Source organism: Amphiplicatus metriothermophilus (assembly GCF_900199215.1).
Lineage (GTDB): Bacteria > Pseudomonadota > Alphaproteobacteria > Caulobacterales > Parvularculaceae > Amphiplicatus > Amphiplicatus metriothermophilus.
This window is the reverse complement of sequence record NZ_FZQA01000003.1, coordinates 241,628-267,846: the sequence shown is the minus strand read 5'-3', so window position 1 is coordinate 267,846 and position 26,219 is coordinate 241,628. Positions and strand designations below refer to the sequence as shown.

General features: G+C 66.9%; 32 protein-coding genes, 2 tRNA genes and 1 riboswitch. Of the genes, 15 read left to right on the top strand and 19 right to left on the bottom strand.

From position 1 onward, the window contains the following. Positions 1-66: 66 nt before the first annotated feature. The 5 genes from CHB64_RS09030 to CHB64_RS09010 form a co-directional block, all read right to left on the bottom strand. On the bottom strand, positions 67-846 hold the full coding sequence (locus CHB64_RS09030) for a sulfotransferase family protein (protein ID WP_089412281.1): 780 nt from the start codon (positions 844-846) through the stop codon (positions 67-69). Positions 847-866: 20 nt separating this feature from the next. Beyond that, positions 867-2,228, bottom strand: a complete 1,362-nt coding sequence (gene tig / locus CHB64_RS09025; protein WP_089412432.1) for a trigger factor — start codon at positions 2,226-2,228, stop codon at positions 867-869. A 79-nt stretch (positions 2,229-2,307) separates the two neighbouring features. After that, positions 2,308-2,392, bottom strand: a tRNA-Leu gene (locus CHB64_RS09020). 86 nt (positions 2,393-2,478) lie between these two features. Further along, the gene (locus CHB64_RS09015) at positions 2,479-2,979 is read right to left on the bottom strand and encodes a GNAT family N-acetyltransferase (RefSeq protein WP_183234054.1); all 501 of its coding nucleotides are present in this window, start codon (positions 2,977-2,979) and stop codon (positions 2,479-2,481) included. Next, positions 2,976-4,538, bottom strand: coding sequence for an NAD(P)H-hydrate dehydratase (locus CHB64_RS09010; protein ID WP_089412279.1), 1,563 nt, complete (start codon positions 4,536-4,538; stop codon positions 2,976-2,978). The genes CHB64_RS09015 and CHB64_RS09010 overlap by 4 nt, the downstream gene beginning before the upstream one ends. A gap of 15 nt (positions 4,539-4,553) precedes the next feature. On the opposite strand from CHB64_RS09010, the gene CHB64_RS09005 reads away from it, so the two are divergent. From CHB64_RS09005 to CHB64_RS15260, 5 genes are all read left to right on the top strand, one after another. Beyond that, on the top strand, positions 4,554-4,892 hold the full coding sequence (locus tag CHB64_RS09005) for a P-II family nitrogen regulator (RefSeq protein ID WP_089412278.1): 339 nt from the start codon (positions 4,554-4,556) through the stop codon (positions 4,890-4,892). Positions 4,893-5,110: 218 nt separating this feature from the next. Continuing rightward, entirely contained in the window at positions 5,111-6,517 is a 1,407-nt protein-coding gene (gene glnA, locus CHB64_RS09000) for a type I glutamate--ammonia ligase (RefSeq protein WP_089412277.1), read from the top strand. A 121-nt stretch (positions 6,518-6,638) separates the two neighbouring features. Further along, on the top strand, positions 6,639-7,031 hold the full coding sequence (locus CHB64_RS08995) for an ArsR/SmtB family transcription factor (RefSeq protein ID WP_200815299.1): 393 nt from the start codon (positions 6,639-6,641) through the stop codon (positions 7,029-7,031). Then, positions 7,028-7,777, top strand: coding sequence for an SRPBCC domain-containing protein (locus CHB64_RS08990; protein WP_089412275.1), 750 nt, complete (start codon positions 7,028-7,030; stop codon positions 7,775-7,777). The genes CHB64_RS08995 and CHB64_RS08990 overlap by 4 nt, the downstream gene beginning before the upstream one ends. After that, entirely contained in the window at positions 7,746-8,075 is a 330-nt protein-coding gene (locus CHB64_RS15260) for a hypothetical protein (protein ID WP_159462462.1), read from the top strand. The genes CHB64_RS08990 and CHB64_RS15260 overlap by 32 nt, the downstream gene beginning before the upstream one ends. A gap of 73 nt (positions 8,076-8,148) precedes the next feature. Here the strand turns inward: CHB64_RS15260 and metB are convergent, their stop codons facing one another. Beyond that, positions 8,149-9,375 carry a cystathionine gamma-synthase gene (gene metB / locus CHB64_RS08980; RefSeq protein ID WP_089412273.1) on the bottom strand — a complete coding sequence of 409 codons (1,227 nt, stop codon included), beginning with the start codon at positions 9,373-9,375 and terminating at the stop codon, positions 8,149-8,151. Between the two features lie 93 nt (positions 9,376-9,468). Then, positions 9,469-9,608: riboswitch (SAM riboswitch) on the bottom strand. Positions 9,609-9,739: 131 nt separating this feature from the next. On the opposite strand from metB, the gene CHB64_RS08975 reads away from it, so the two are divergent. Then, positions 9,740-10,507 (top strand): crotonase/enoyl-CoA hydratase family protein, encoded by a 768-nt coding sequence (locus CHB64_RS08975; RefSeq protein WP_089412430.1) that lies wholly within the window; start codon positions 9,740-9,742, stop codon positions 10,505-10,507. A 52-nt stretch (positions 10,508-10,559) separates the two neighbouring features. Continuing rightward, positions 10,560-12,551: a DNA topoisomerase IV subunit B gene (gene parE, locus CHB64_RS08970; protein WP_089412431.1), complete on the top strand. Its 1,992-nt coding sequence runs from the start codon at positions 10,560-10,562 to the stop codon at positions 12,549-12,551. A gap of 4 nt (positions 12,552-12,555) precedes the next feature. Here the strand turns inward: parE and CHB64_RS08965 are convergent, their stop codons facing one another. The 4 genes from CHB64_RS08965 to CHB64_RS08950 all read right to left on the bottom strand — a co-directional run bounded on the left by CHB64_RS08965 (position 12,556) and on the right by CHB64_RS08950 (position 14,309). Next, a complete protein-coding gene (locus CHB64_RS08965) occupies positions 12,556-13,344 on the bottom strand; it encodes an SDR family oxidoreductase (protein WP_089412272.1) in 789 nt (262 codons plus the stop codon). 113 nt (positions 13,345-13,457) lie between these two features. Next, the gene (locus CHB64_RS08960; protein WP_089412271.1) at positions 13,458-13,706 is read right to left on the bottom strand and encodes a DUF2442 domain-containing protein; all 249 of its coding nucleotides are present in this window, start codon (positions 13,704-13,706) and stop codon (positions 13,458-13,460) included. Continuing rightward, positions 13,687-13,932, bottom strand: coding sequence for a DUF4160 domain-containing protein (locus tag CHB64_RS08955; RefSeq protein ID WP_089412270.1), 246 nt, complete (start codon positions 13,930-13,932; stop codon positions 13,687-13,689). The genes CHB64_RS08960 and CHB64_RS08955 overlap by 20 nt, the downstream gene beginning before the upstream one ends. A 53-nt stretch (positions 13,933-13,985) precedes the next feature. Beyond that, positions 13,986-14,309 (bottom strand): DUF1476 domain-containing protein, encoded by a 324-nt coding sequence (locus CHB64_RS08950; protein WP_089412269.1) that lies wholly within the window; start codon positions 14,307-14,309, stop codon positions 13,986-13,988. Positions 14,310-14,613: 304 nt separating this feature from the next. Between CHB64_RS08950 and purC the strand changes: the two genes are divergently transcribed. Together purC and CHB64_RS08940 are read left to right on the top strand one after the other, a co-directional pair. After that, complete coding sequence (purC, locus tag CHB64_RS08945; RefSeq protein ID WP_089412268.1) at positions 14,614-15,390, top strand: phosphoribosylaminoimidazolesuccinocarboxamide synthase; 777 nt, start codon at positions 14,614-14,616, stop codon at positions 15,388-15,390. 117 nt (positions 15,391-15,507) lie between these two features. Next, a complete protein-coding gene (locus CHB64_RS08940; RefSeq protein WP_143265980.1) occupies positions 15,508-16,254 on the top strand; it encodes a hypothetical protein in 747 nt (248 codons plus the stop codon). Here the strand turns inward: CHB64_RS08940 and CHB64_RS08935 are convergent. Beyond that, positions 16,242-16,760 carry a GNAT family N-acetyltransferase gene (locus CHB64_RS08935; RefSeq protein ID WP_159462461.1) on the bottom strand — a complete coding sequence of 173 codons (519 nt, stop codon included), beginning with the start codon at positions 16,758-16,760 and terminating at the stop codon, positions 16,242-16,244. The two genes, CHB64_RS08940 and CHB64_RS08935, sit on opposite strands and share 13 nt — an antisense overlap. Positions 16,761-16,950: 190 nt before the next feature. Between CHB64_RS08935 and purS the strand changes: the two genes are divergently transcribed. The 3 genes from purS (at position 16,951) to CHB64_RS08915 (ending at position 18,411) form a co-directional block, all read left to right on the top strand. Next, on the top strand, positions 16,951-17,193 hold the full coding sequence (gene purS, locus CHB64_RS08930; RefSeq protein ID WP_089412265.1) for a phosphoribosylformylglycinamidine synthase subunit PurS: 243 nt from the start codon (positions 16,951-16,953) through the stop codon (positions 17,191-17,193). 3 nt (positions 17,194-17,196) lie between these two features. Further along, positions 17,197-17,856 carry a phosphoribosylformylglycinamidine synthase subunit PurQ gene (purQ, locus tag CHB64_RS08925; RefSeq protein ID WP_089412264.1) on the top strand — a complete coding sequence of 220 codons (660 nt, stop codon included), beginning with the start codon at positions 17,197-17,199 and terminating at the stop codon, positions 17,854-17,856. A gap of 462 nt (positions 17,857-18,318) precedes the next feature. Next, positions 18,319-18,411 (top strand) — tRNA-Ser (locus CHB64_RS08915). 282 nt (positions 18,412-18,693) lie between these two features. Here CHB64_RS08915 and CHB64_RS08905 read toward each other — a convergent pair. Next, a complete protein-coding gene (locus CHB64_RS08905; RefSeq protein ID WP_200815298.1) occupies positions 18,694-18,987 on the bottom strand; it encodes a DUF4242 domain-containing protein in 294 nt (97 codons plus the stop codon). 113 nt (positions 18,988-19,100) lie between these two features. Here CHB64_RS08905 and CHB64_RS08900 point away from each other — a divergent pair, with 113 nt between their 5' ends. Then, entirely contained in the window at positions 19,101-20,126 is a 1,026-nt protein-coding gene (locus tag CHB64_RS08900) for a GlxA family transcriptional regulator (protein ID WP_089412261.1), read from the top strand. 34 nt (positions 20,127-20,160) lie between these two features. On the opposite strand, the gene CHB64_RS08895 is transcribed toward CHB64_RS08900, so the two are convergent. Genes CHB64_RS08895 through CHB64_RS08865 form a run of 7 tightly spaced genes read right to left on the bottom strand, consistent with a single transcriptional unit; the run spans position 20,161 to position 24,945 of the window. Beyond that, positions 20,161-21,351: a molybdopterin molybdotransferase MoeA gene (locus CHB64_RS08895; protein ID WP_089412260.1), complete on the bottom strand. Its 1,191-nt coding sequence runs from the start codon at positions 21,349-21,351 to the stop codon at positions 20,161-20,163. Continuing rightward, positions 21,348-21,845 carry a cyclic pyranopterin monophosphate synthase MoaC gene (gene moaC, locus CHB64_RS08890; protein WP_089412259.1) on the bottom strand — a complete coding sequence of 166 codons (498 nt, stop codon included), beginning with the start codon at positions 21,843-21,845 and terminating at the stop codon, positions 21,348-21,350. The genes CHB64_RS08895 and moaC overlap by 4 nt, the downstream gene beginning before the upstream one ends. Position 21,846: 1 nt before the next feature. Then, positions 21,847-22,377, bottom strand: coding sequence for a molybdenum cofactor biosynthesis protein B (gene moaB, locus CHB64_RS08885; protein WP_089412258.1), 531 nt, complete (start codon positions 22,375-22,377; stop codon positions 21,847-21,849). Next, positions 22,361-22,864, bottom strand: coding sequence for a molybdenum cofactor biosynthesis protein MoaE (locus CHB64_RS08880; protein ID WP_234993340.1), 504 nt, complete (start codon positions 22,862-22,864; stop codon positions 22,361-22,363). Before CHB64_RS08880 ends, moaB begins: the two co-directional genes overlap by 17 nt. A 3-nt stretch (positions 22,865-22,867) precedes the next feature. Continuing rightward, positions 22,868-23,122: a MoaD/ThiS family protein gene (locus CHB64_RS08875; protein ID WP_200815297.1), complete on the bottom strand. Its 255-nt coding sequence runs from the start codon at positions 23,120-23,122 to the stop codon at positions 22,868-22,870. A 2-nt stretch (positions 23,123-23,124) separates the two neighbouring features. Then, positions 23,125-24,171, bottom strand: coding sequence for a GTP 3',8-cyclase MoaA (gene moaA / locus CHB64_RS08870; RefSeq protein WP_089412257.1), 1,047 nt, complete (start codon positions 24,169-24,171; stop codon positions 23,125-23,127). 9 nt (positions 24,172-24,180) lie between these two features. Beyond that, positions 24,181-24,945 carry a sulfite exporter TauE/SafE family protein gene (locus CHB64_RS08865; protein ID WP_089412256.1) on the bottom strand — a complete coding sequence of 255 codons (765 nt, stop codon included), beginning with the start codon at positions 24,943-24,945 and terminating at the stop codon, positions 24,181-24,183. Between the two features lie 24 nt (positions 24,946-24,969). On the opposite strand from CHB64_RS08865, the gene mobA reads away from it, so the two are divergent. Together mobA and CHB64_RS08855 are read left to right on the top strand one after the other, a co-directional pair. Next, complete coding sequence (gene mobA / locus CHB64_RS08860) at positions 24,970-25,593, top strand: molybdenum cofactor guanylyltransferase (RefSeq protein WP_089412255.1); 624 nt, start codon at positions 24,970-24,972, stop codon at positions 25,591-25,593. Between the two features lie 47 nt (positions 25,594-25,640). After that, entirely contained in the window at positions 25,641-26,195 is a 555-nt protein-coding gene (locus CHB64_RS08855; RefSeq protein WP_089412254.1) for a thioredoxin family protein, read from the top strand. The last annotated feature ends 24 nt before the right edge of the window (positions 26,196-26,219 follow it).

Below are 26,219 nucleotides of genomic sequence, written 5' to 3'. Positions count from 1 at the left end.
GTTCGGGCTCAAGACCTTGCCGGAAGCGGATCGCCTTTTCGCCCTGGTCGCTTCTTTCCGCGGCGATCAGCCGCGCGCCTCGTCGAAGCTGTAACCGAAGCGCCGGAACGATCCTTCCAGAAAAAGCCGACCGGCCGCGGCCGCGGCGCGCCCGAGGGGGCCCGCGCTCGCCTCCCGCCAGCGAGCGAAATATTTCTCGTTCACATCCCTGCGAAGGTCGTGATCCGCAGGCGCAAGCGGGGCCAGGCCGATGAAGTCCGTCACCGCGCGCAGGATGCGGGCCGGCTCCGCGACGAGATCCTCGTATTTTATCACCATGGCGTTTTTCAGACGCGCCTGGTCCCGCAGGAAGCGGACGTGGCAAACCGCCCAGTTCGCCATGATGCCGATTAGCGGATTGCGCCCGCACCATTTTTTCGTGGCGACGGCGTTCGCCACGGGATGGCGGGTGATGACGACGAAATAGCTCTCGGGAAAGCAGGCCTGAAGATAGCGGGTGCGGATGATGTTGGGCGGAGATTTCTCAAGAAGAACCGGCTTCGAAAGATCCCAGTAACGCGCCCATTGGGCGAACAAGGCGTCGGCCTTTTCGGGCCTCGCCAGCGGCGATTTCTCGGTGAGATGGGCGAACGGGTCGAAACCGAAGCGGCCCACCGCGTCGCCGCCCCAGACGTGACCGACCGGATAGACGGACTGGAGATGCTGGCCCTCGTCCATATAGGCGCCGGTGTTCCTGAAAGCGCTGATGTCCGGATGCGCGCCCAGAAGATCGGCGAGCAATGTGGTTCCGCTGCGATGCAGCCCGGCGATGAAGACGAACTTTCGATTGAACCTGGTCGCCTGCATCGGGGCTGGGTCCTGAAGGCTCAGTCGAGGTCCCCCTCGGGATCCTTCATGAGCTCTTCCTTCGAGACCTTTTTGTCCTCGACGGCGGCGCGCTCGAAAATATAGTCGACCACGCGCTCTTCGAAGAGGGGCGCGCGGATCTGCGCGATCGCCTGCGGATTCTGCTGATAGAATTGCAAAATCTGCTGGGGCGTGACGTCCCGGCCCGCCATCTGCATGAAGCGCGCCTCGCGCAGGGCCTGCTCCTGCACCGCGCGCTGGAGCTGATCGGACGGCACCTGCACGCCGGCGCGCTTGCCGATTTCCGCAAGCACGAGCCCGAGGCGCACGCGCCGTTCGGCGATCTTGCGATATTCCGCCTTCAGCTCTTCCTCGCTCTTGTCCTTGTCTTCCTCGTCGCGCTCGGCGTTTTCGACCTGGCGCCAGATCTGCTCGAACTCGGCGTTGACCATGCCGGCCGGCAGATCGAAGTCGTGCGCGGCGTCGAGCTTGTCGAGCAGCGCGCGCTTCATATGCGCGCGGGAAAGATCCTTGTACTCCGCTTCGATGCGCTCGCGCAGGCGGGCTTTCAGCTCGTCGAGATTGTCGAGCCCGAAGTTCTTGGCCAAATCGTCGTCGATCTTGACCTCTTCCGGCGCCTTCACCTCGCGGACCTTGACGTTGAACTCGGCTTCCTTGCCCGCCAGCGTCTCGGAGCCGTAATCTTCCGGGAACGTTACTTTGACCGTCTTTTCCTCGCCTGCCCTGGCGCCCGCGAGCTGCTCCTCGAAGCCCGGGATGAACCGGCCGGAGCCGAGCACGATTTCCTGCTCCTCGCCTTGGCCGCCGTCGAACGGCTCGCCGCCGACGCGCCCGGCGTAGTCGATGACGAGAAGATCGCCCTCCTGCGCCGCTTCGCCCTCGCCCCGCGGCGCATAGTTGCGCTGACGTTCGGCGAGATCCTTGAGCGCCTCCTCGACGTCGCCTTCGGCGACCTCGGCGACCGGACGCTTGAGTTTGAGCGTGGAGACGTCCATCGGCTCGAACGTCGGCAGGATTTCGGCGTGAACCTCGTATTCGAGATCAGCCTTGCCTTCGATCACGGCGTCGAGGTCGCCGTGAAAATGCGGATGGGGCTCGCTGGCCGGCTGAAGGTCGCGATCGGCGAAGGCTTTTTGGGCGGTTTCGTTGACGATTTCCTGGACGATCTCGCCCATTACGCCCTTTCCGTAGAGCTTCTTCAAGAAGGAGATCGGGGCCTTGCCCTTGCGGAAGCCCTTGAGGTGAACCCGGCCCTTGAGCGACTCGAGGCGCTTGACCAGCCGTTCGTCAAGCTCGGCCGCCGACACCTTAACCGTGAAGCGGCGGTCTAGCCCTTCGGCGCTCTTCTCAATGACTTCCATGTTCAATCCAGTCCTGGCTATTCGGCCTCAACGTTCATGCCTTTCCGACCGCGCGCCCGTCGGGCCCATGCGACAAGGCTGGTGCGGATGGAGGGACTCGAACCCCCACGGGTCGCCCCACTGGAACCTAAATCCAGCGCGTCTACCAGTTCCGCCACATCCGCAGGGATCCTGGCGCCCTCCCCTTTGCGGCGGGACGGCGGTTTCGGAGCGGGCTTCTATAACAGAGAAAACCGGCCCGTCCAGCGCCTCAGAACCGCTTTTCGAACCACATGACGTCCCAGTACCGGCCGAACTTGCGCCCGACCTCGCTCAAGGTGGCGACATGGACGAAGCCGAACCGCTCATGGAGCGCCACGGAGGCAGGGTTGGGCGGGACGATGAGCGCATAGGCGCGGTGGACGTCCGTCGCGGCGAGCGCCTCGAACAGCGCTTCGTAAAGAGCGCGCCCCGCGCCGCGCCCCTGGCGCCCGAAGCCGACGAAGACCGAGACCTTCACCGAGGTCGCATAGGCCCCGCGCGGATCGAAAGGCCCGGCGTTGGCGAAACCGCATAGGCCGCTCTCGTCCTCGGCCACGAAGACGGGATGGCGGGGGTCGGCGCAGCGCTCCTCGATCCAGCGCCGCCGCTGCGCTTCGTCATGTTCGACGAGTTCGAAGGTGGCCGCCGTGTCGCGGATATAGGGATTGTAGACCGCATTGATCCCGGCCGCATCGGCTGGAATCGCGCGCCGCGCCACAGGCCCGCTCACGATCCGCCCTCGTCTTTCGCCGCTTCCGGAGGCGTCAGCAACGCGCGCAGCACCTGCGGCAGCGCCTCCGGCAGGTCCTCGGCGATGAGGCCCGGCCCCGCCGCCTGTCCGCAGGCGCCGTGCAGCCATACGGCCGCGGCCGCCGTCTCGAACCCCGGCGTTCCCTGCGCCCGCAGGCCGAGCGCCATGCCGGCCAGCACGTCGCCCGACCCCGCCGTGGCGAGATCGGGCGGGGCGTTCACATTGATCGCGGCCCGCCCGTCCGGCGCGGCGACGACCGTGTCGGCGCCTTTCAGGATCACCGTCGCGCCGGCTCGGGCCGCCGCGCGCCGCGCGGCTTCGAGCTTTCCGAGCGCCGCGATGTCGATGTCGGGAAACAAGCGCGCGAACTCGCCGGCATGGGGCGTGAGGATGTCGCCCTCTCGCAGCGCCTCGAACAGCGCTTCCGGCCTGTCCGCAAAACAGGTCAGCGCATCCGCGTCGAGCACGGCGGCGGCCCCGGCGCGCAATATCGCGAGGGTCTTGCGCGCCGTTTCAGGCTCGACCCCGGCGCCCGGCCCGATGAGCGCCGCCGTAAAGCGCCGGTCTTCCAGAACGGCCGCCACGCCCGCCGCGTCGGCGGCTTCGCGCAGCATGACCGCGGTCAGATGGGCCGCGTTCTCCGCCGCCGCCTCCGGCGGCGTCAGCACCGTGACGAGGCCGGCGCCCGCGCGCAGAGCCGCGCGCGCGGCGAGCCGCGCCGCGCCCGTCTTCAGCCGGCCGCCCGAGACGACCGCCGCATGACCGCGCGAATATTTGTGTGCTGAAAATCCCGGCCGCAGGAATTCGCGCGCCCATATGGCGGGCTGGTTCTCGAAAGTCCGGGGGCGGATTTCCTCAAGCGTCGAAAAGGGAATCCCGATATCGACGACCTCGACCGCCCCGCATAGCGCGCGCCCGGGAAACAGCACGTGGCCAGGTTTTTTCACAAAGAAGGTGACGGTGCGCGCCGCCCGGATCGCGGCGCCGGCATCGCCCCCCGCCACGTCGCCCGTGTCGGCGTCGATGCCGGAAGGAAGATCCACGGCCAGGACCTGCGCCGGATGGGCGTTGACGGCCTCGACCATCGCTCGCGCCGCGCCGTCGAGCGGACGCGACAGGCCGGTCCCGAAGAGCGCGTCGACGATAAGGCCCGCGCCCTCGAGCAGGGCCGGCGTCAGCGGCGCGATCTCGCCGCCGTAAAGCCCGGCCATGAGTCCGGCGTCGCCTTTGAGATTTTCCCGCTCGCCGAGCAGACCGACGCGAACGGGCCAGCCAGCCTCCGCCAGCTTTCGCGCCGCCACGAAGCCGTCGCCGCCATTGTTGCCGGGTCCACACAGTACGACCGTGGGACGCTTGCTCCAGCCGCGCATGACGGCGGCCGCGACGCCTTCCCCGGCGCGCTCCATCAGCGAGGCGGAGGCGACGCCCGACTTGACGGCGAGCGCGTCGGCGCGGCCCATTTCCGCCGCTGTGAGAAGAACCGGTCCCGTCACGGTTGACACCTTTCGCCCGACGCGATGATGCTGTCGCGCCCTCATCCGAGAGACCGCGCCATGAAGAAGATCGAAGCCATCATCAAACCCTTCAAGCTCGACGACGTAAAGGAGGCGCTTCACGAGATCGGCCTGCAGGGCATGACCGTGCTCGACGCGCGCGGGTTCGGCCGCCAGAAGGGACACACCGAGCTCTATCGGGGCGCGGAATACGTGGTCGATTTCCTGCCCAAGGTGAAGATCGAGCTCGTGGTTGACGACGCCCAGGCCGAGGCGGCCGTCGAAGCCATCGCGAAGGCGGCCCATTCGGGGCGAATCGGCGACGGCAAGATCTTCGTGAGCGCCATCGAGGACGCCGTCCGCATTCGCACTGGCGAGACAGGACGCGACGCAATCTAGCAATTTTCTTCTACTCGTGAGCGATTTCCGCTAAATCTGTAGCTTGGACGCAACGAAATTGTCGCAGACGATGCTGCGGCGCAAAAAATTTCTTGATTTCTCTTAACGGAAGGGCGCATCCTCTGCGCCCGTGCTGCGAGCTTCGCAGCATGGGCCGCGGGCGTTTGCATCCAGCGGCCGAAACGAACCGGCAGGAAGAACGAAAAGGAGCCTCGCCCATGTCCGTCGACGCCGTCCTTAAACGCATCAAGGACAAAGAAATCAAATATGTGGACCTGCGCTTCACCGACCCGCGCGGGAAATGGCAGCACGTCACCTTCGACAGCGCGCTCGTCGACGAAGACTTCCTGACGGAAGGCACGATGTTCGACGGCTCTTCCATCGCTGGCTGGAAGGCCATCAACGAGTCCGACATGATTTTGATGCCGGACGCGTCGACGCTTATCGAGGATCCTTTTTTCGCGCAGCCGACGCTGACGCTGATATGCGACGTGCTCGAACCCTCGACCGGCCAAGCCTACAGCCGCGACCCGCGCAGCACCGCGAAAGCGGCCGAAGCCTATTTGGCTTCGACGGGAATCGGGGACACCGCCTATTTCGGCCCGGAAGCGGAATTTTTCGTTTTCGACGACGTACGCTGGTCCACCGAGCAGAACAACACCGGCTATCTGATCGACTCCGTCGAAGGTCCGTACAACTCCGCGACCGGTTATCCCACCGGCAACCTCGCCCACCGGCCGGCGCCGAAAGGCGGCTACTTCCCGGTGCCTCCAGTCGATTCCGCACAGGACATGCGCTCGGAAATGCTCGCCATGCTGGCGGAGATGGGCGTGACGCCGGAGAAGCATCACCACGAGGTCGCGCCCTCCCAGCACGAGCTCGGCATGAAGTTCGCCACGCTCACGCGCATGGCCGACTCCATGCAGATCTACAAATACGTCGTTCAACAGGTCGCCGCGAGCTACGGCAAGACCGCGACCTTCATGCCCAAGCCCGTCTTCGGCGACAACGGTTCCGGCATGCACGTCCACCAGTCGATCTGGAAGGACGGCAAGCCGACCTTCGCCGGCGATCGCTATGCGGATCTTTCCGAGACCTGCCTTTACTACATCGGCGGGATCATCCGCCACGCCCGTGCGATCAACGCCTTCGCGAACTCGACGACCAACAGCTACAAGCGCCTCGTGCCGGGCTATGAGGCGCCGGTGCTGCTTGCTTATTCGGCGCGCAACCGCTCGGCCTCGGTGCGCATTCCGTGGGTGGCCTCGCCGAAAGGCAAGCGCATCGAAACGCGCTTCCCCGACGCGGCCGGGAACCCTTATCTCACCTTCACCGCGCTTCTGATGGCCGGCCTTGACGGGATCGAAAACAAGATCCATCCGGGCGATCCGATGGACAAGGATCTCTACGATCTGCCGCCGGCGGAGCTCAAGGACGTTCCGACAGTCTGCCACAGCTTGCGCGACGCGCTCGACGCGCTCGACCGCGACCGGGCGTTCCTCAAGAAAGGCAACGTCTTTAACGACGACCAGATCGACGCCTATATCGAGCTCAAGAACGCCGAGGTGAAGCGCTTCGAAACCGCGCCGCACCCGGTCGAGTTCGCGATGTATTATTCGAGCTGATCCGCGCGAGATACGATTGAGCCGGAAGGCCGGGGGCGATACCCCGGCCTTTTCCTTGTGCGCCGTTCCCTGCTCTTCTCTTCCGGACGGGCCTGCTTGACTTGCGCGCACAAAAGTAACCATGATGTTACTTATGAATTCGCGCCCGCCTTCGGAAGACGCCTCCTGGGATCTCGTTTTTCAGGCGCTCGCCCATGAGAGCCGCCGGCGCATGCTCGACATCCTCAAGGACCGGCCGGGGCTGACTGTCGGCGCGCTGGCGGGCGCTTTCGACGTCTCGCGCATCGCCGTGATGAAGCATCTCGCCGTACTCGAGGAGGCCGGCCTCGTCGTTTCGCAGAAAGACGGGCGCGCGCGCCGCCTCTATTTCAATCCCATGCCGATCCAGCTCGTCTATGACCGCTGGACGGACCAATACAGCGCCTACTGGAGCGGACAGGTCGCCGACATCAAACGCCGGGCCGAAGCCCGCGCGCGCGAGCAGAAAAAAGCGGAAAAGGACAAAAGACAATGACAGAGAAGAAATACGCCGAGCGCGCCGTCTACAGAACGCTCATCAAGGCGCCGATCGAGAAAGTCTGGTCCGAACTGGTCGACACGACCTCTCCCCGCCCCTTCTTCTTCAACGCAAAATGCGAAACGCCAAGCGGCATGAGAGCCGGGACGCCCTATCGGATGATCACCCGGGACGGAAAGTTCGTGTCCGTCGTCGGCGAGATCCTCGAATTCGAGCCGCCCTACCGCTTCGTGCAGTCCTTCCGCTTCACGAACATGGACGAAGGGCCGTGCAAGGTGACCTATACGCTGAAGGAAACGCCGGAGGGCGTCGAATTCTCTCTCATCACGGAGAATGTTCCGGCCAGCGGAAAGATGGAGAAGTCCATGGCGCAGGGCGGCTCTTTCATCGCCGAGAATCTCAAGTCCTGGTGCGAGCGCGGCAAGCCGACCTTCCCCGGCCGGCTGATGCTCGCGATGTTCGGCCTCATGACTCCGCTGACCCCCAAGTCATGCGCGCCGAAAACTGGCCGCTTGAAAGGCGCGCATGACGCGCGAACCCGTTCGAAATATAAACGAGCGGACCGAAAGACGCTATCCTTCGCCAAACCGAGCCTAGGAGAGAAGCATGTCCGACATGTCGATAAAACCGCCCGTCTGGTTCTGGGTCGTCGCTGCTGCGGCGATCGTCTGGACCCTGATCGGCGTCGCCTCATACTTCATGGATGTCACGATGAGCGAGGAGACGCTCGCCAAAATGCCTGAGACGCAGCGGGAGATCTATGAAACGCGCCCTTCCTGGATCGTCGGCCTCTACGCCGTCGCGGTTTTCTCCGCCTTCGCCGGCGCCGTCTTTCTGGCGCTCAAGAAACGCTGGGCGACTCCGCTGTTCGGCGTCTCGCTCGTCGCCGTCGTCGCGCAGATGGGCTACGTTCTGTTCGGCATGAAAGTCATCGCAACGCTCGGGGCGAGCGCGGCGATCTTTCCCGCCGTGATCGTCATTATTGGCGCCTTCCTGTTCTGGTTTTCAATGCGGGCCAAGGCCAGAGGCTGGCTGCGGTAATCGCGCCGGCCGCAACGGCTCTTCGTCCGTAGACGCAAGGTCTCGCCAGCCGCCTCGATGCGCCGGACGCGGTTTACGCCGCGGCGGCTTCCGCTTCGGCCGCTTCGAGTCCGAGTGCCAGATCGGCGAGAATATCGCGCGCCGCCTCGACCCCGAGCGAAAGCCGTATGAGCCCTTCGGTAATGCCGGCTTCGCGGCGCTCCTCCTCCGGAATGCCGGCATGCGTGACCGACCACGGGTGACAGGCGAGGCTTTCCACCCCGCCGACCGAGGCCGCGATCGAAAAGATCGAAAGCGACTCGAGAAAGCGCTTTGAGGCCGCGAACCCGCCTTTCAGCTCAAAGGACAGGATCGCGCCGAAGCCGTCCTGCTGGCGCGCGGCTATCGCATGGCCGGGATGGGAGGCTAGCCCCGGATAATAGACCTTCGCCACGGCGGGGTGATCGTCGAGCGCCTCGGCGGCGCGGCGGGCGTTCTCCTCCTGGGCGGCGAGGCGCAGGGGCAGCGTCCTCAGTCCTCGAAGGGACAGCCATGAGTCGAACGGACTCGCCGTCGAGCCGATACAGTTCGCCCACCAAGCGAGTTCCTCCACCTTCGCCGCATCTTTCGCCACCACCGCGCCGCCGACGACGTCCGAATGTCCGTTTAGATACTTCGTAGTTGAATGAATAACGAAATCGGCGCCGCGCTCGATCGGGCGTTGCAGAACCGGCGAGAGGAAAGTGTTGTCCACCGCCGTCAGCGCGCCCGCCGCATGGGCCTTGCGGATGGCGGCCGCAAGATCCGTGATGCGCAGAAGCGGGTTCGATGGCGTTTCTATCAGCACCAGCTTCGGCCCCTTCTCCAGCGCAGCGTCGAAGGCGGCCTCGTCAGTGAAGTCTACATATTCGACGTAAATGTCGCCGCGTCTTGCGCGCGCGTTCAAAAGCCGGCGCGTGCCGCCGTAACAGTCATGCGGCGCCACCACCAGATCGTCGGCGATCAGAAGATGCAGCACGAGATCGACCGCCGCCATGCCCGACGACACCACGACGGCGCCCGCGCCGCCTTCGAGCTCGGCGACCGCCTTGGCGAAGATCGCCCGCGTCGGATTGTTGGTGCGCGAATAGTCGCAAGGCGGCTTTACGCCGACTTCGTCATAAGCATAGGTCGCCGACAGATAGAGCGGCGGCATGACGGCGCGAAAGGCCGCATCGGCGCGCACGCCCGCCCCGGCGGCGATGGTGCGCGGGTCGGACCTGTCGGCCGTGCGCGCGGCGGCGCGCACGGCGCGGTCGGTTGACGCTATGGGTTGGGACATGACCGGTCTTCCTTTCCTCTCAAGGTCCACAACCCATCGAGTTTTCGCGGAACACCGGACTTCGGCGGCGCGCGCCCCGCAGGGCTTGTCGCCTCCTCATCTCTCGGCTGGCGGGCCGGCCGAAGCCTTTCCGCCACCGCAGGAGTTGGCACCTTTCCCGCGGGGAGCGGCGTTCCCCTTGGGTGGTTGCCCCGGCGTCACAGGGCCTGTCCCTCAGCCGGTCTCGATGAGCAACCGCAGCATTACGGACAAGACTGGAGCGCGTCAAGGCGAATTTTCCGCCGTTTTTGGCGGAATCTGCTCCCGCGATCGTCAGGCGCCGGGCGCCCTTGATGGCTCCGGCGCGCCGGCGCATGAAATATTCATGAGCGTAAACATCGCCCGCGAGGGCCTCGTCTTCATCGTCGCAATCGATCGCGCGGACCGGCGCAACGCCGTCGACCGCGCGACGGCGGAGGCGTTGGCGGCGGCCTTCCGAACCTTCGAGACGGACAAGACCCTCGCCGTCGCCGTGCTGACCGGCGCGGGCGGGACCTTTTGCGCGGGCGCCGACCTGAAGGCCGTCGCCGAAGGCAGGGGCAACCGCGCCGCGCCGGACGGCGACGGGCCGATGGGTCCTACACGGATGAAGCTGTCGAAGCCCGTGATCGCCGCAGTCGAAGGCTTCGCGGTCGCCGGCGGGCTCGAACTCGCGCTCTGGTGCGACCTGCGCGTCGCGGCGCGCAACGCGACCTTCGGCGTTTACTGCCGGCGCTTCGGCGTGCCCCTCATCGACGGCGGCACGGTGCGCCTGCCGCGGCTGATCGGCGCCTCGCGGGCGATGGACATGATCCTCACGGGCCGCGGCGTCGGCGCGGAGGAGGCTTTCGGCTGGGGCCTCGTCAACCGCCTCTGCGAGCCGGGCGAGGCGCTTTCCGCCGCGACAGCGCTCGCCCGTGACCTCGCCGCCCTGCCCCAGACATGCCTCAGAAACGATCGCGCCTCGGCGCTGGAGCAGTGGGGGCTTGGGGAAAGCGAGGCCCTTGCGAACGAATTCCGGCATGGGCTACGGACCCTCGAATCGGGCGAGACGGTTCAGGGCGCGGCGCGCTTTTCCGCCGGCGAAGGCCGCGGCGGCGGGCGGCTCGACTGAGCTTCTCGCCGCCATCGGCGATGATCGACATCTGCGAAGAAACGGCTGGGTGATGGCGCGTACGGCGAAAGCGAAAGCGACGGCTGATCTGTTCGGCGGCGAGTACACCGCGAAGGACATCGAGGTCCTCGAGGGCCTCGAGCCCGTGCGCAAACGCCCCGGCATGTATATCGGCGGGACAGACGAAAAGGCGCTGCACCACCTTTTCGCCGAAGTCCTCGACAACGCCATGGACGAAGCGGTCGCCGGCCACGCCACGCGCATCGAGGTGGAGCTGCATGAGAACGGCTATGTGTCGGTGACCGACAACGGCCGCGGCATTCCCGTCGACCCTCATCCGAAGTTCAAGAACAAATCCGCCCTCGAAGTCATCATGACGACGCTTCACGCGGGCGGGAAGTTCGAGGGCAAGGCCTATCAGACGTCGGGCGGCCTGCACGGGGTCGGCGTGTCCGTGGTGAACGCGCTCTCCGACGACCTCATCGTCGAAGTTTGCCGCAACCGGACCATGTGGCGCCAGGCCTACAGCCGCGGCAAGCCGCGCACGAGGCTGGAGAAGGGCGGCGACGCCCCCAACCGCCGCGGCACCATGGTGATGTTCCATCCGGATCCGGAGATTTTCGGCGACAAGGCGCGCTTCAGGCCGGCCCGGCTTCACCGCATGGCGCGCTCGAAAGCCTATCTCTTCGGCGGCGTCGAGATCCGCTGGAAATGCGCGCCTTCTCTCATCAAGGACGACACGCCCGCCGAGGCGGTATTTCGTTTCGAGCAGGGGCTCACCGATTATCTTGCGAGCCTCGCCGCGGGCCGTCCGCTCGTCGTCGACGAGATGTTCGCCGGCAAGGTCGACCGAAAGGAAGACGGCGGCCACGGCTCCGTCGAGTGGGCGGTCGTATGGGGCGCGGCCGGTTTCGGCGACGCGGACGGGTTCGTCAACTCCTACTGCAACACCATTCCGACTGCGGAAGGCGGCACGCACGAGAACGGCCTGCGCGCCGCGCTCTCGAAGGGCCTCAAGGCCTACGCCGACATGACGAACAACAAGAAGGCCGCCGCGATCACGCCCGAAGACGCGATGGGCACGGCGGGCGCGCTGCTTTCCGTGTTCATCCGAAACCCGGAGTTCCAGGGCCAGACCAAGGACAAGCTCGCTACGGCCGAGGCCGCGCGCCTCGTCGAGAACGCCGTGCGGCCGGCCTTCGACCACTGGCTCGCCAGCCACCCGAAGCAGGCCGACCAGCTTCTGCAATGGGTGATAGACCGGGCCGATGAACGCCAGCGCCGCCGGCGCGAGAAGGAGGTCTCCCGCGCCGCCGCCACGCGCAAGCTGCGCCTGCCCGGCAAGCTCGCCGACTGCACGCAGAAGGAAAGGAAGGGCACGGAGATTTTCCTCGTCGAAGGCGATTCCGCCGGCGGCTCGGCCAAGCAGGCGCGCAACCGCGCGACCCAGGCGATCCTGCCCCTGCGCGGCAAGATTCTCAACGTCGCTTCGGCCGGCCGCGACAAGATCGCCCAGAACCAGGAGATTCAGGACATCGTCCAGGCGCTCGGCGTCGGCTTGGGGCCGAAATTCGACCTCCAGGACCTGCGCTACGAAAAGGTCATCATCATGACCGACGCAGACGTGGACGGGGCGCATATCGCGGCGCTGCTCATCACCTTCTTTCATCAGGAGATGCCCGAGCTCATCAACGCCGGCCGGCTGTATCTCGCCCAGCCGCCGCTCTATCGCCTGACGGCGGGCGGAAAGTCCGTCTACGCCATGAACGAGGAGGAGCGCGACCGGCTCGTCAAGACCGCGTTCAAGCCGAACCAGAAGGTCGAGGTCTCGCGCTTCAAGGGGCTCGGCGAGATGATGCCGGCCCAGCTCAAGGAGACGACGATGAATCCGGAAACGCGCGCGCTCGCGCGCGTCGTCATCCCCGAAGACCGCGCCGAAACGGCCGCCGATCTCGTCGAGCGCCTGATGGGCCGCAGACCCGAAGCGCGCTTCCAGTTCATTCAGGAAAACGCCGCCTTCGTGCGCGAGGAGCTGGATATCTGACGCACTACTGCGCGGTGATTCCGCCGTCGACCTTGAACTCCGAGCCGGTGACGAAGCGGCTTTCGTCCGAGGCGAGATAGACGACGACATGGCCGACATCCTCCGGCTCGCCGAGCCGGCGCAGCGGAATCTGGCGCGCGAGCCGCCTTTCGCCCTCCTCGCCGCCGCCGCCGAGCGCGATCAACGGATCGACGATCGGCGTGCGCGTGAAAACAGGGTGCACGGAATTGCACCGGATGTCGTAGCCCGCCGACGCGCAATGCAGCGCTATCGACTTCGACATCATCCACACCGCCGCCTTGGCGGCGTTGTAGGCGAGCATGTTCCCGTGCGCTATCATTCCGGCTACGGATGAAATATTGATGATGGAGGCCGGCTGGGACTTCTTCAGGTAAGGCATGGCGAGCTGCGTGCCGATGAAGATCGAATCGACGTCGATCTCGAAAGTGCGCCGCCATCCCTCCCAGGTCTCGTCCTCGATATTGCCCCAGCCGCCGACGCCGGCGTTGTTGACGAGCACGTTTATCCCGCCCATCGCCCTGTCGGCTTCGGCGAGCGCCGCTTCCCAGTGCGCCTTCTTCGTCACGTCATGGACGGCCGAGAAGGCCGCGCCCGGATGCGCCTTGTCGATCTCGACGGCGACGCGCGCCGCCCCTTCGCCGTTGACGTCGGTGACGAAGACCCTGGCCCCATGCGCCACGAACATGCGCGCGAAGCACGCGCCGAGCCCCTGCGCCCCGCCCGTGATGAACGCCTTCTTGCCCGCAAGCCGTCCCGCGCCGCCCTCAGCCATGTCGCCTCCTCGATGTCGCGTGCGGGGCGATGCTAGGCCGCCGCGCGCCGCGACGACAGCGCGAGGCGCAGTCGTTTTCCCCAAACAAAGGAGCCCATGCCCGGGCTTGCGTCTCAGGCGACATTCGGCTGACGGACTGTCTGGTCTGCGCGCCCGGCCAAAAGGCCGGCGATGGAAATATCCTCGTCAAGCGCATCCCAGCGCAAACCGAGGGCCGTGATCTCGATTGCCTCGCGTTCGCGGGGTTTTGCATGCAGCAGGCGAGGAAACCAGGCCAAAGGCGCGCCGATGGCGCGCCCGTCATTGAGCTCCACCCACATCGTACTGTCGTCAAAGCGCGCCTTAGCGGCCGAAATGGTCATGCCATGCCTGCTCGATCCGCGTGCGGTTAGCTTCAACCAAAGAGATCATATCTTTCAGCTCTTTCGAATTGAACCCAAAGCTTTCGGCTGCGCAAACAGCCGGATGGAGCCAAATCTTCGCTTCATTTCCGCCGCTTCGCACATGCGCATGAACAGGCTCGCGGGGGCTTCCCTCGTTTGAATAGAAGAAGAGGCGGCAAGGCCCTTGCTTCAGTACGGGCGGCATTGCTCTCCCGCATATTTCAATCGGTTCAGCGCGAAGCGTTCATGCCTAAGGCCTCACCCCTCCTCATGGACCTGCTTCATCGCCTCGCGCATGAATTCCTCCATGTGCCGGCGAATCTGGTGGTCGGACTGTTCGACGCCGGCGGCGTCGAAATCGGCGCGGAGCTTGCGGAAGACGTCCTCGTCGCCGGCCTCCTGCAGGTCGGCCTTGATGACGGAGGCCACATATTCGGCGGCCTTGTCGCCTTCGAGTCCGAGAAGCTTCGCCGCCCATTGCCCGAGAAGCTTGTTGCGCCGCGCCTCGGCCTTGAACCGCAGCGTAGCGTCATGAGCGAATTTCTTCTCGAAACTCTCTTTCCGGTCGTCAAAACTCGTCATCTGCGCCTCTCGAAAATGAACGGAACGGATGGGCGTATCGGGCGGGCGGCGGCCCCCCGCCAAGGTCTTTAGCCGGGATTTCCGGGGCCGTCACGGGCTTGCAGGCGCAAGGCGCCGCAACCGGCGCGGGCGGGGCCCGCGGGGGTTCCCTTGGCCGGCCTTCCGGCCTATAGACGCCGCCTTCTCCCCCGCCGGGGCGTATGCTAGCGATGGAGGCGACGGGCGAGGCCCGCCGCGCCCCGAAGCGCGCCGCGGCCGCCCGGACCGGCGGCGTATTGACGAATTCTGAGCGAGGACGACCCCCATGGCCCGCCGCAAGCAAATCTACGAAGGCAAGGCGAAGATCCTGTTCGAGGGGCCGGAGCCCGGCACCCTCATCCAGTATTTCAAGGACGACGCCACCGCCTTCAACAACCAGAAGCGCGCCGTGCTGGAAGGCAAGGGCGTGCTCAACAACCGCATCTCCGAGTTCATCATGCTCGGCCTGGAGCGCATCGGCGTGCCGACCCACTTCATCAGGCGGCTGAACATGCGCGAGCAGCTCATCCGCCATGTGGAGATCATTCCGCTCGAAGTGGTGGTGCGCAACGTCGCGGCGGGCTCCATCGCCAAGCGTCTGGGGCTGGAGGAAGGCTCCGCCCTGCCGCGCTCGGTGATCGAGTTCTATTACAAGAACGACGCGCTCGGCGATCCCATGGTCGCGGAAGAGCACATCACCGCCTTCAACTGGGCGAGCCCGCAGGAGATCGACGACATGATGGCGCTCGCCCTGCGCATCAACGACTTCCTCGCCGGGCTGTTCGCCGGCGTCGGCATCCGCCTCGTCGACTTCAAGGTCGAGTTCGGCCGGCAATATGAGGGCGACATGGTGCGCCTCGTCGTCGCGGACGAGATCAGCCCCGATTCCTGCCGGCTGTGGGACATGGAGTCCGGCGACATCATGGACAAGGACCGCTTCCGCAAGGATCTCGGCGGCGTCACCGAGGCCTATCGCGAGGTGGCGCGCCGGCTCGGCGTGCTGCGCGACGTCGAAGGCCAGGGCGCGCGCGGGCCTGTGCTGGTCACCGACAACGAGAAGTAAGGCCTGCCTTTCGCGCCTGCGCGGCGAGGCGCCGCGCCGCGGCGCCAGGCGCGAATGCTTGCAATCGGATCCCGCCCCCGTTATGAGGCGCAAAAAATGCGCCTTGCGGGGTCGGCCTTGTCGGTCAGAACGTCCCTTATCGGAATCGCGCTCGCCGTCGCGGCGGCCGGCGTCGCCGCCCCTTCGGCGCGCGCCCAAAACACGTCGGGCGTGTCGAACGCCGACGTGAAGGCCGGCGACCGGGCGGTCGAGTACCGCGCCGCCTTCGCGCCGGCCCATGACGGGCGCGAGGCCGCCTTCGCCCATCGGCTGCATTATCAGCATTCGTTCAACGACAGCTGGCGGGCGCGCGTCATCGTCAGCCAAAGAAAGCGCGGCGACGGCGACCTCGACTTCCGCTCGGCGACGCTCGACGCGCGCTGGCAGTTTCTGGAGGACGAGGAAGCGGGCTGGGACAGCGCCTTCAATTTCGACGTGGTCATTCCCGACGACGGCGACGGGCCGGGACGCGTGCGCGTCGGCTGGCTGGCGAAGGTCGAGCCCGGCGAGGGCCCGTGGGAGCTGCGCGGCAATCTCTACGCCGGCCGGGAATATGGCGATCGCGCCCGCGACGGGCTGACGCTCGAGACCCGTTTCGAGGCGACGCGCGGCTTCGGCGACGGGTTCCGCTTCGGCGCGCAGATGTTCAACGATTACAACGCCACCGCCGATCTCGGCGGTTTCGACGACCAGCGCCATCAGCTCGGCTTCGTGGCGAAGGGAAAGATCGCGCGGGGGCTGAAATACGAGGCCGGCGCCCTGTTCGGCCTGTCCGCGCGCGCGCCCGACGCCGACATGCGCTTTTTCCTGTCCTACGGCTTCTGACGGCGCGCGCCGGCCGCGGCCAGCCGTTCGAACGCCCGGCCGAAGACGGCGTGGCTGTGCAGAGGCTCGTCGCTCGCGCCCAGGGCGGCGTAAAACCGGCGCGCCTGATAATTCCGCGGCATCGAGGCCCACCACAGATGCGTCGCGCCGCGTCGGCGCGCGCGCGCCGCGACCGCGGCCATCAGCCGGCGGCCGACCCCGGCCCGCCGCCAGGCCGGCTCCACATAGATGTCGATGAGATACATGCCCCGCTCGCCGTGGTCGGTCGTAAAGCTGTCGTGCGAAAGCGCATAGCCCGCCGGCGAGGGACGCGGGTCGCCCGCCTCCATCGCCTCGGCGATATCCGCGAAGACGAAAGCCCTGCGCCCGAACAGCGCGCCCCGGAAGCGGCGCGGATCGAGCCGTCCGGTCGGCAGGCCAGAATGGGCGTTCAGCGCGTCGCACATGGCCACGATGGCCTTGAGATCGCCGGGCGCGGCGGCGCGAACGGAAATGATCGGACTCATCGGCGCGGAAGGCTCCTGCGAATCGGCGGCGGGGATATAGGGCGCGCGCGGCGAAACCGGAACCCGAATTTGCAGGAGCAGGCTGCGCGGCGCGACGCCTCGCGCGCCCTTCTCTCTCCCCCGCCCGTTTCGGCTGTTGCGGGAATCGCGGGGTCGCTTTATGGGATCGGCGCAGCCGCGCGAGGCCTTCATGAAAGCGAAAATCCACATCACCCTCAAACCCGGCGTGCTCGACCCGCAAGGCAAGGCGATCGAAGGCGCGCTCAGGGGCCTCGGCTTCGACACCGTCAGCGACGTGCGTCAGGGCAAGGAGATCGTGCTCACCCTCGACGAGACCGACGAGGCCGCCGCGCGCGCCAAGGCCGAAGAGATGTGCAAAAAGCTCCTCGCCAATCCGGTGATGGAGAACTACGCCATCGAGATCACGGCCTGAGCCATGAAGCCTTCGGTCATCGTCTTTCCCGCCTCCAATTGCGACCGGGACGCGGCCGCGGCGCTCGAAATGGCGACCGGCAAGAAGCCCCGCATGGTCTGGCACGGCGACAGCGAGCTTCCCGACACGGACTTCATCGTGCTGCCGGGCGGATTCTCCTATGGCGACTATCTGCGCGCCGGGGCGATGGCGGCGCGCTCGCCGATCATGCGCGCGGTCGTGGAGAAGGCGCGCGACGGAACGCCCGTGCTCGGCATCTGCAACGGATTCCAGATCCTGTGCGAGGCGGGCCTTCTGCCCGGCGCGCTGCTGCGCAACGCCGGCCTCGATTTCGTGTGCCGGACCGTCGCGCTGCGCGTCGAGAACAGCCAGTCCCTGTTCACCAGCGGCTTCGCCCAGGGCCAGTATGTGAACTTCCCCGTCGCCCATCACGACGGCAATTACTTCGCCGACGCGGAGACGCTGAACCGCCTCGAAGGCGAGGGCCGCGTCGCCTTCCGCTATGTGGACAATCCCAACGGCTCGGCGCGCGACATCGCCGGCGTTCTCAACGAGGCCGGCAACGTTCTCGGCATGATGCCGCACCCGGAGCGCGCAATCTCGCCGCTGCTCGGCGGCGTCGACGGCGCGGCCTTTTTCCGCGGCCTGCTCGAAGCGGCCTGATCGCCGGCGGCGCGGCGCCGCGTTCCGGGTCGAAAAAGCCTGCATGTCCTTTATCGCGTCCTGCTTCAGTCTCGTCCCATGCGCGGGACGACAGGCAGTTTAAGGCCGGCGCGAAAGGCGGGGATAACTATCCGCGCCAGTGCGGAGTCGCTCTCGCAGCGGGCGAAAAGTCTTCATGAAATCAATAGGTTGGTTCCGTTCTCCCGCGCCAGAATTTCGTATACGATGGCGCCCGGACGGCGCGGATCGAAAAAAAATCGGCGCGCACCGGCGATTTTTTTTCAGGCGCGCGGGACGGGTTCTTCCGCAGCGCCAGGCTGTCCCGATCGCCGCCCGCCGGCGATCGGCCCTTGCGAACGGCTTTTCCTGAAAGGCCCGGCGTTGCGCGGGGCTTGCGGATTTTTTCCCCGAGCCGGCCGGCCAGCCTTGCCATGCCGGCGAAATGCCGACATTTTCCGCCGCGGAGAGGTGGCCGAGTGGTCGAAGGCGCTCCCCTGCTAAGGGAGTAAGCGGTCAAAAGCCGCTTCGAGGGTTCGAATCCCTTCCTCTCCGCCATCGGCGGCCAGTCCCGCAAGCAGTCATGGCCGTCCCGAGCGCGACCCGCAAAAGCCTGAAGATCATCGCGTTCGACCCCACGCGCCGCAGCGATCGCCTCAAGGCGGCGGGCAGGTCTTCCGCGATGACCAGGAAAGACCGATCTCATTTGATCCGGTCAATCAGCACGCCGGAAGGAATCCGGCGCAAGACATGGCGATCCGCCCGGCGGTGAAAGGGTTCCGGCCTTCGCCTTTAACGCCGACGAACGCGCCTGGCTGATTCGGCTGAAACGTTATCGGCTCACGCCGAAACCAGTTCGCATTTCCGCTCGGTGCTCGGGTCGATGACGCCGGAGACTTCGGTGATCCGGGCGACGGGAAAGCCCGACAGCAGAGAGTGTTCGCGGATCGCCTCCTCGCTCTCCGCAAGATAGATGCAGAATGTCTTGTCCCGCGTCACGTAAGAGTGCTGCCATTGAATTCCCCTGAGCTTGCCCAGCGCCGCATTCGACTTGCTGGCAGCCTCGCCCAGCTGCGTCGGACCCAAATCGCCCACGCCCGGGATATCTCGTTCGATCACGTATTTCCTCAACATGTCCGTCTCCCTTCCGATCTGTTGGACGGCGCCAACATGGCGGACGGGCCGCTTGTCGGGCAGATGGCGAATATGACATAGTAGATAGTGAAAAACGCCAAAGGGGCGCCGTCATGATGAATGTGGCCGTCCTTTTTCTGAACGGCGGCTGCGCCTCGACGGCGACGTTGCCCACAGAGATATTCTGCAACGCCGGCGTGTTCTGGAATCTCGTCAGCGGCGAGCCGCCGCGACCGCGGTTCCGCGTGACGACGGCGTCGCTCGACGGCGAGCCCGTGAGGACCGATCGCCTGATCAGCCTGCGGCCGGAGCGCTCTTTCAGGGACATCGCATCGCCGCATCTCGTTTTCGTGCCGGCCGGCGGCCTTGAGCTCGAGGCGCTCGCGCAGAACGGCTACGACATTGATGCGGTCATCGACCGAAACGTCGAAACGGTCGGCTGGCTCAAACGCTGGGCTGAAGACGGCGCGCAGATCGCCGCCGTATGCTCCGGCGTCGCGCTGGTCGCCGAAGCGGGCCTTCTCGACGGAAAGCCTGCGACGGCTCATTGGGGCCTGGTGGAGCAATATGCCCGACGCTTTCCCCGCGTCGATTGGCGGCCGGAATATCTGGTGACCGACGCCGGCCGCTTCTATTGCGGCGGGGGAATCAACTCCGCGGCCGACCTCGCCCTTTATCTCGTCGAGAAATTTTGCGGGCGTGAAACCGCGACGCGATGCGCGAAAGCGTTGCTGATCGAAATGCCGCGCACATGGCAGAACGCATTCACCCATTTCTCCATGCGGCCGCCGCATGACGACGAGCGCATTCACCGGGCGCAGGGGTGGCTGCAGAAAAACTATTCGCAAGTCGTACGGATAGAGACGCTCGCGGCGGAGCTTGGCATGAGCGCGCGCAACTTCATCCGACGCTTCAAGCAGGCCACCGGCGAAACGCCAATGGGCTATCTTCAGTCGCTCCGGATCGCGATGGCCAAGCGCCTTCTCGAAAACGGCCGTCTGACGATTCAGGAGGTGGCCCAGGAAGTCGGTTACGCCGATCTCATTTTCTTTCGCGCTCTGTTCAAGCGCCATACGGGAACGTGCCCGAACGATTACAGAAAGCGGTTCGGCGGCCAAGGACCGCAACCCGTCGTCTGACGGCGCTGGCGGCGGCTTCCCCTGCCCTGCCCGATCAGATCGCCACGCACGCGACCGGCGCGCCGGCGGACGCGGGCGGCGCCCCGGCCGGCCGGCGGATGAGAACGTCGGCGCGCGCGAAGACTGACAACAGCGAGCTGTCCTGATTCCCGAAGGCTGCGACGCGGCGCGCGCCGTCCTCGCCTTCGATCAGGCGCGCGCGCAGATACGTCTCGCGCGGTCCGGTCGCCGGCAGCGGCGTTTCCGTCCGGGCGCGGATGAGGCGCGCCTCTCCCGCCTGGCCGAGAAGGCGCGCGACGGCCGGCTTGAGCAGCAAAATCGCCATGACCAGCGCCGAGGCCGGATTGCCCGGCAGCCCCAGCGCGGCCGCGCTTTTCCCCGGCGCGAACCAGGTCGGCTTGCCCGGCTTGACCGCGACCTTCTCGAAAAGCGGCCGGAAACCGAGATCGGCGAAGACCGCGCGCATGAAGTCGCGCTCGCCCACGGACGCGCCGCCGATGGGAACGATGAGGTCGCAGTCCGTCGCCTGCGCGACCAGCCGCCGAATGGCGCTCCTTTCGTCGGGCGCGATCCCGAGGAACGTCGCGTCTGCGCCCCAGCCTTCGATCATGGGGCCGAGCCCGTATGGGATCGAGCAGACGATCTGATCCGGCTCCAGATCTTTTCCCGGGAGGACCAGCTCGTCGCCATTGGCGATGAGCGCGACGCGCGGGCGGCGAACGACGGGAAGGCGCGCCGCGCCGGCGGCCGCCGCCAGCGCGAGCGCGGGGCCCGTCAGCCGCGTCCCCCTTTCGAGCAGGCGCTCGCCTTCGCGGAAGTCGATTCCGGCCGCGCGAATGTTGCCCGGCTTCGCCTGCGCCTTGGCGACGACGATCTCGCCGCCTTCGGCGCGCGCCTCTTCCTGAACGAGCACGTGGTCGGCGCCTTCGGGAACGGGCGCGCCGGTGAATATGCGCACCGCGCCGCCCGCCGGCAGCGGCCCGGCGAACCGTTCGCCTGCGGAGGAGACGCCGGCGAGCGAAAGCCGCGCGCCTTCCGCCTGCGCCTCGGCGAAACGGACCGCATAGCCGTCCATGGCCGAGGCGGCGAAGGGCGGCTGGCTGAGCGCGGCGACGACAGGCGCGGCGAGCGTGCGGCCCGCGGCCTCTTCGACGGCGACCTCCTCAGCGCCGAGCGGAGAAAGCGCGCGGCGGATCGTCTCGACGGCTTCGGCGACGGAGATCATGAATCCCCGTCCCGCCGGTAATCGCCCGACGCGCCGCCGGTCTTCTCGACGAGCGCCACCGTTTCGATGGACATCGACCGGTCCGCCGCTTTCAGCATGTCATAGAGCGTCAGACACGCGACCGACACGGCGGCGAGCGCTTCCATCTCGACGCCGGTGCGCGCCGTCGTCTTCACCCGCGCCGTCACGCGCACGCCGCCGGCGGCCTCGTCGGGCGCGGCCTCCACGGCGACGCTGGAGAGCGGCAGCGGATGGCACAGCGGGATGAGATCGGCCGCGCGTTTTGCGCCCATCACCCCCGCGAGTTCGGCCGTCGCGGCCGCGTCGCCTTTCTTTCCGCGGCGCGTGCGGACGATCTCCAGCGCTTCGGCGCTCATGCGCACGAAACCGGACGCGACGGCTTCGCGCGCCGTCTCGGCCTTTTGCGTCACGTCGACCATGCGCGGGCGGCCGGCGGCGTCGAAATGGGTGAGCGGCGAATCTTCCTTGCCCATCCTATTTCTCCATGAGCCGCGGCATCAGCTCGACAAGGTTGCAGGGCCGGTAGCGCGCGTCGAGCTCATAACGGATGATCTCATCCCAGGCGTCCTTCACCGCGCCGGTCGAGCCCGGCAGCAGGAAAATGAACGTGCCGCGCGCTAGCCCCGCGCAGGCCCGCGACTGCAAGGTCGACAGCCCCACCGTGCGATAGCTTGCCTGATGGAAGATGACGGAGAAGCCTTCGATCTCTTTCTCGAAGAGCGGCCTGACCGCCTCCACCGTGACGTCGCGGCCGGTGAGCCCGGTGCCTCCCGTCGTGATGACGACGTCTACGGACGGATCGTCGATCCATGCGCGGACCTGCGCGCGGATTGCGTCCGCGTCGTCGCGCAGCAGCTTGCGGTCGGCGAGCACGTGTCCCGCGGCTTCGAGCCGGTTCTTCAGCGTCTCGCCCGACGTGTCGGTCTCAAGCGTGCGCGTGTCCGATACGGTGAGAATCGCGATCCTGACCGGCACGAAGGCGAGGGATTCATTTACGCCATGCACGTTGCGCTCCTTGCGATGACGCGTCAGGCGCCCAGCGCGCCTTGTCGCGGCTGTCTTCGGCGCGCGGCTCGATCCAGCGCGCGCTTCCGTCCGCGCCGGTCTCCTTTTTCCAGAAGGGCGCTTCGGATTTGAGATAATCCATCAGGAAGTCGACCGCTTCGAAGGCCGGCCGGCGATGGGCGGCGGCCGCGGCGACGAAGACGATCGGCTCGCCCGGCGCCATGACGCCGACGCGATGCGCGATCGCGACCGCCTCCAGCGGCCAGCGCGCGCACGCCTGTTCGGCGATGCGCCCTATTTCGGCCTCCGTCAGGCCTGGATAATGTTCGAGCGCGAGGCTCGCCACCGCGCCGTTCTCGCCGCGGACCTGCCCGAGGAACGTCGCGATCGCGCCCGCGCGCGCGCAGCGACGGCGGAAATGCGCGGCTTCCGCCTCAGGGTCGAAGGGCGTCCATGAAATTCGTATGCTGACTTTTTCGGCGTCCACCGCTCAGCCTCCGCTGAAAGGCGGCATGAAAGCGACCTCGCGCGCGCCGGCGAGCGGGCTGTCGCGTTCGACGATCGCCTGATCGACGGCGACGCGCACCGAGGGCGCCGAGAGCGCCGCGCCGATGCGCGCGTCGCCGGCGGCCAGCCAGTCGATCAGCGCGGCGGGCGTGTCCACCCAGTCGGGCGGCTCGATCTCGCGTTCGCGCGCGCCGACGACTTCATGCAGGCGGCCGAAGAACAGAACCCGGATCGCCACCGTCAGCCTCCGGTCATCGACATGGCGCGCGCCACCGCCGGCGCCGCGCCAGGCCGGTCGATGCGGAAGTCGTGTCCCCAGGGCTTTCGCGCGATCGCGGCGTCGAGCGCGGCGTCAAGCGTCGCATCGTCGGCGCCGGCGCGCAGAAGCGCGCGAAAGTCGGCGTCGTCGTCGCGCCCCAGACACATGTAAAGTCTGCCTGTGCAGGTCAGGCGCACGCGGTTGCACCCCTCGCAGAAGTTCTTCGTCAATGGCGTGATGAAGCCGACGCGCCCGCCCGTCTGCTCCACGCGCGCATAGCGCGACGGTCCGCCGGTGCGATATGCGACGTCCGTCAGGGTCCAGCGCTTTTCGAGCGCGGCGCGCACTTCGCAGAGCGGCAGATATTGATCGAAGCGGTCCTCGTCCACCTCGCCGAGGGGCATGACCTCGATAAGCGAGACGTCCATCCCCCGCCCGTGCGCCCAGACGATGATGTCGGGAATTTCGTCGGCGTTGTCGTCTTTGAGCGCGACCGTGTTGATCTTGACCGCAAGGCCCGCCGCGCGCGCAGCCTCGATCCCGTCGAGCACGTCGGCGAGCGCGTCGCGCCGGGCGATCCGCGCGAAGCGCGCGCGGTCGAGCGTGTCGAGCGAAACGTTGATCCGGCGCACGCCGGCCGCCGCGAGACCCGCCGCATGGCGCGCGAGCAGCGCGCCGTTGGTGGTCAATGTCAGCTCATCGAGCGCGCCGCGCCGGACTTCCTCGCCGAGATCGGCGATCAGCGCCTCGACGCCCCGGCGCGCCAGCGGCTCGCCGCCGGTCAGGCGCACCTTGCGCACGCCGCGGCGGATGAAGGCGCGCACGATGCGCGCCATCTCTTCGAGCGTCAGAAGATCAGTCTTCGGAAGAAACCGCATCCGCTCCGGCATGCAGTAGGCGCAGCGCAGATTGCAGCGGTCCGTCACCGAGACCCGCAGATACGCGATCGTCCGACCGAACGGGTCGACCAGCGGCCGCGCCGGCGCGCCGGCTTCGCGCGCGGCGTCGATAGATGAAAGAGTCGTCACGCGCAGCCCTCAGCCGAACGCCAATCGGCCCCAGCGTAGCAGCAAACGCGCGGCCGCATAAAGGATGAGCGCCGCCGTCAAACGTCGCAGCAGTCCTTCGCTGAGCCCGCGCGCGCCGAGAAACGAGCCGATCTGACCGCCCGCCAGCACGGCCGGGAAAAGCGGCCAATAGGCGGCGAACTCGCCCAGAAGCGCCAGATCGCCGAGCTTTGCAAGCTGGCCGGCGAGCCCGGCGAGCGAATTGACGAGGATGAATGCCGAGGCGGCTGCGGCGATGAGGCGCGGCGGGCCCCAGCGGACGAAATACAGGATCGGCGCGAGGAAAATCCCGCCGCCGACGCCGACGAGGCCCGACAGAAGCCCGATGCCCCCGCCGCCGGCGAAGGCGATCCATGGCGGCGTCGGGCGGCCCGGCGCGGGCGCATCGCGAGGCGCCCCGCCTAGAAGGAGCCTTGCGCCGGCGAAGGCGAGCGCCCCGCCCAGAAGGCCGACGAACACGGTCTCCGAGACCGGAACGCGCCCGCCGATCCAGGCCGCCGGAACCGACGCCGCCAGCCACGGCGCAAGCCGGCGCCAGGGTGAGAGGCCTTCGCGATGAAACCGCCAGACCCCGCCTGCGACCACGATGATGTTGCAGCAGAGCGCCGCGGCCGGAAGGATGCGATAGTCCGCCCCCGCCATGACGAGCAGCGCGTTATAGGTGGACCCGCCGCCGAATCCCACGGAGGCGTAAAGAAGGGCCGTGACGAAGAAGGCGGCGGCGAGCGACGGCATGAGCGAAGATCCGGCGGGAACGGGATGGCGAACGAAGCGATGAACGACCCTTCCGCGAACCGGCCCGCGCGACAAGCCCCCGCGCGCGTCGTCGCGCTCCTCGCCGGCGGCGCGTCGTCGCGCATGGGAGGGCGCGACAAGGCGCTGGCGCGCCTCGCCGGCGCGCGGCTGGTCGACCATGCGCTGGCGCGGCTCGGTCCGCAGGCGGACCGGCTCGTCATTTCCGGCCCGCATGACTATGGAACCGGCCTGCCCTGCGTCCCCGACAGCGCAGAGGGGCCTCGCGGGCCGGTCGCCGGGATCTTCTCCTTATGGCGCTGGGTTGAGGCCAATGCGGCCGAGGCTCGGGGTTTTTTCACGGCGCCGGTGGACGGACCGTTCGCGCCGCCCGATCTCGTCGCCCGGCTGGCCGAAGCCGGCGGCCCGGCGATCGCCGCAGACCCGCAAGGCTCGCATCCTGTCTTCGCATACTGGACCTGCGCCGCGCTCGCACAAGCATGGCCGGCGGCGAAGGATGCGCCGTCGCTCTCGCTTAAAGCGCTCGCCGCGACCTGCGGCGCGCGCGCGGTCGTCTGGCCGGAGGAAGGCTTTTTCCTCAACGTCAACACGCCGGACGATCTCGAAAGGGCGGCGAAGCATCTGTTATAGGAGTCGCAGGCGCGCGGCCGCGTCGATCCGCAAGACAGGAGGATCCCATGGCGCTCAAGCAAACGCCGATCTGCGATTTCGGCTGGAAAGCGCGCGACTTCGCGCTCGAAGGCGTGGAAGGACGGACATGGACCTTCGAGGACGCGCGCGGGCCCAAAGGAACGCTGGTCATGTTCATCTGCAACCATTGTCCCTATGTGCGCGCCATTATCGACCGCCTCGTCGAGCAGGTGGCTGATCTGCAGAAGATCGGGATCGGCGCGATCGCGATCATGCCCAACGATACGGAGAACTATCCGGAAGACTCTTTCGAGAACATGAAACGCTTCGCCGAAGAGCACCGCTTTACGTTCCCCTATGTGATCGACCGCACGCAGGAGGTCGCGCGGGCCTATGACGCGATCTGCACGCCCGATTTCTTCGGCTTCAACGCGAAGGACGAGCTGCAGTATCGCGGCCGCCTCGACGAATCGAAAACGACGCTCGTTCCCGACGCCCGGCCCGAACTCGTCGAGGCGATGACCATGATCGCCGAGACGGGCCAGGGCCCGCGCGCGCAGACGCCCAGCATGGGCTGCTCGATCAAATGGCGGGCGGCGTAAGGAAGCGCCGCCGCCGCGCGGCGC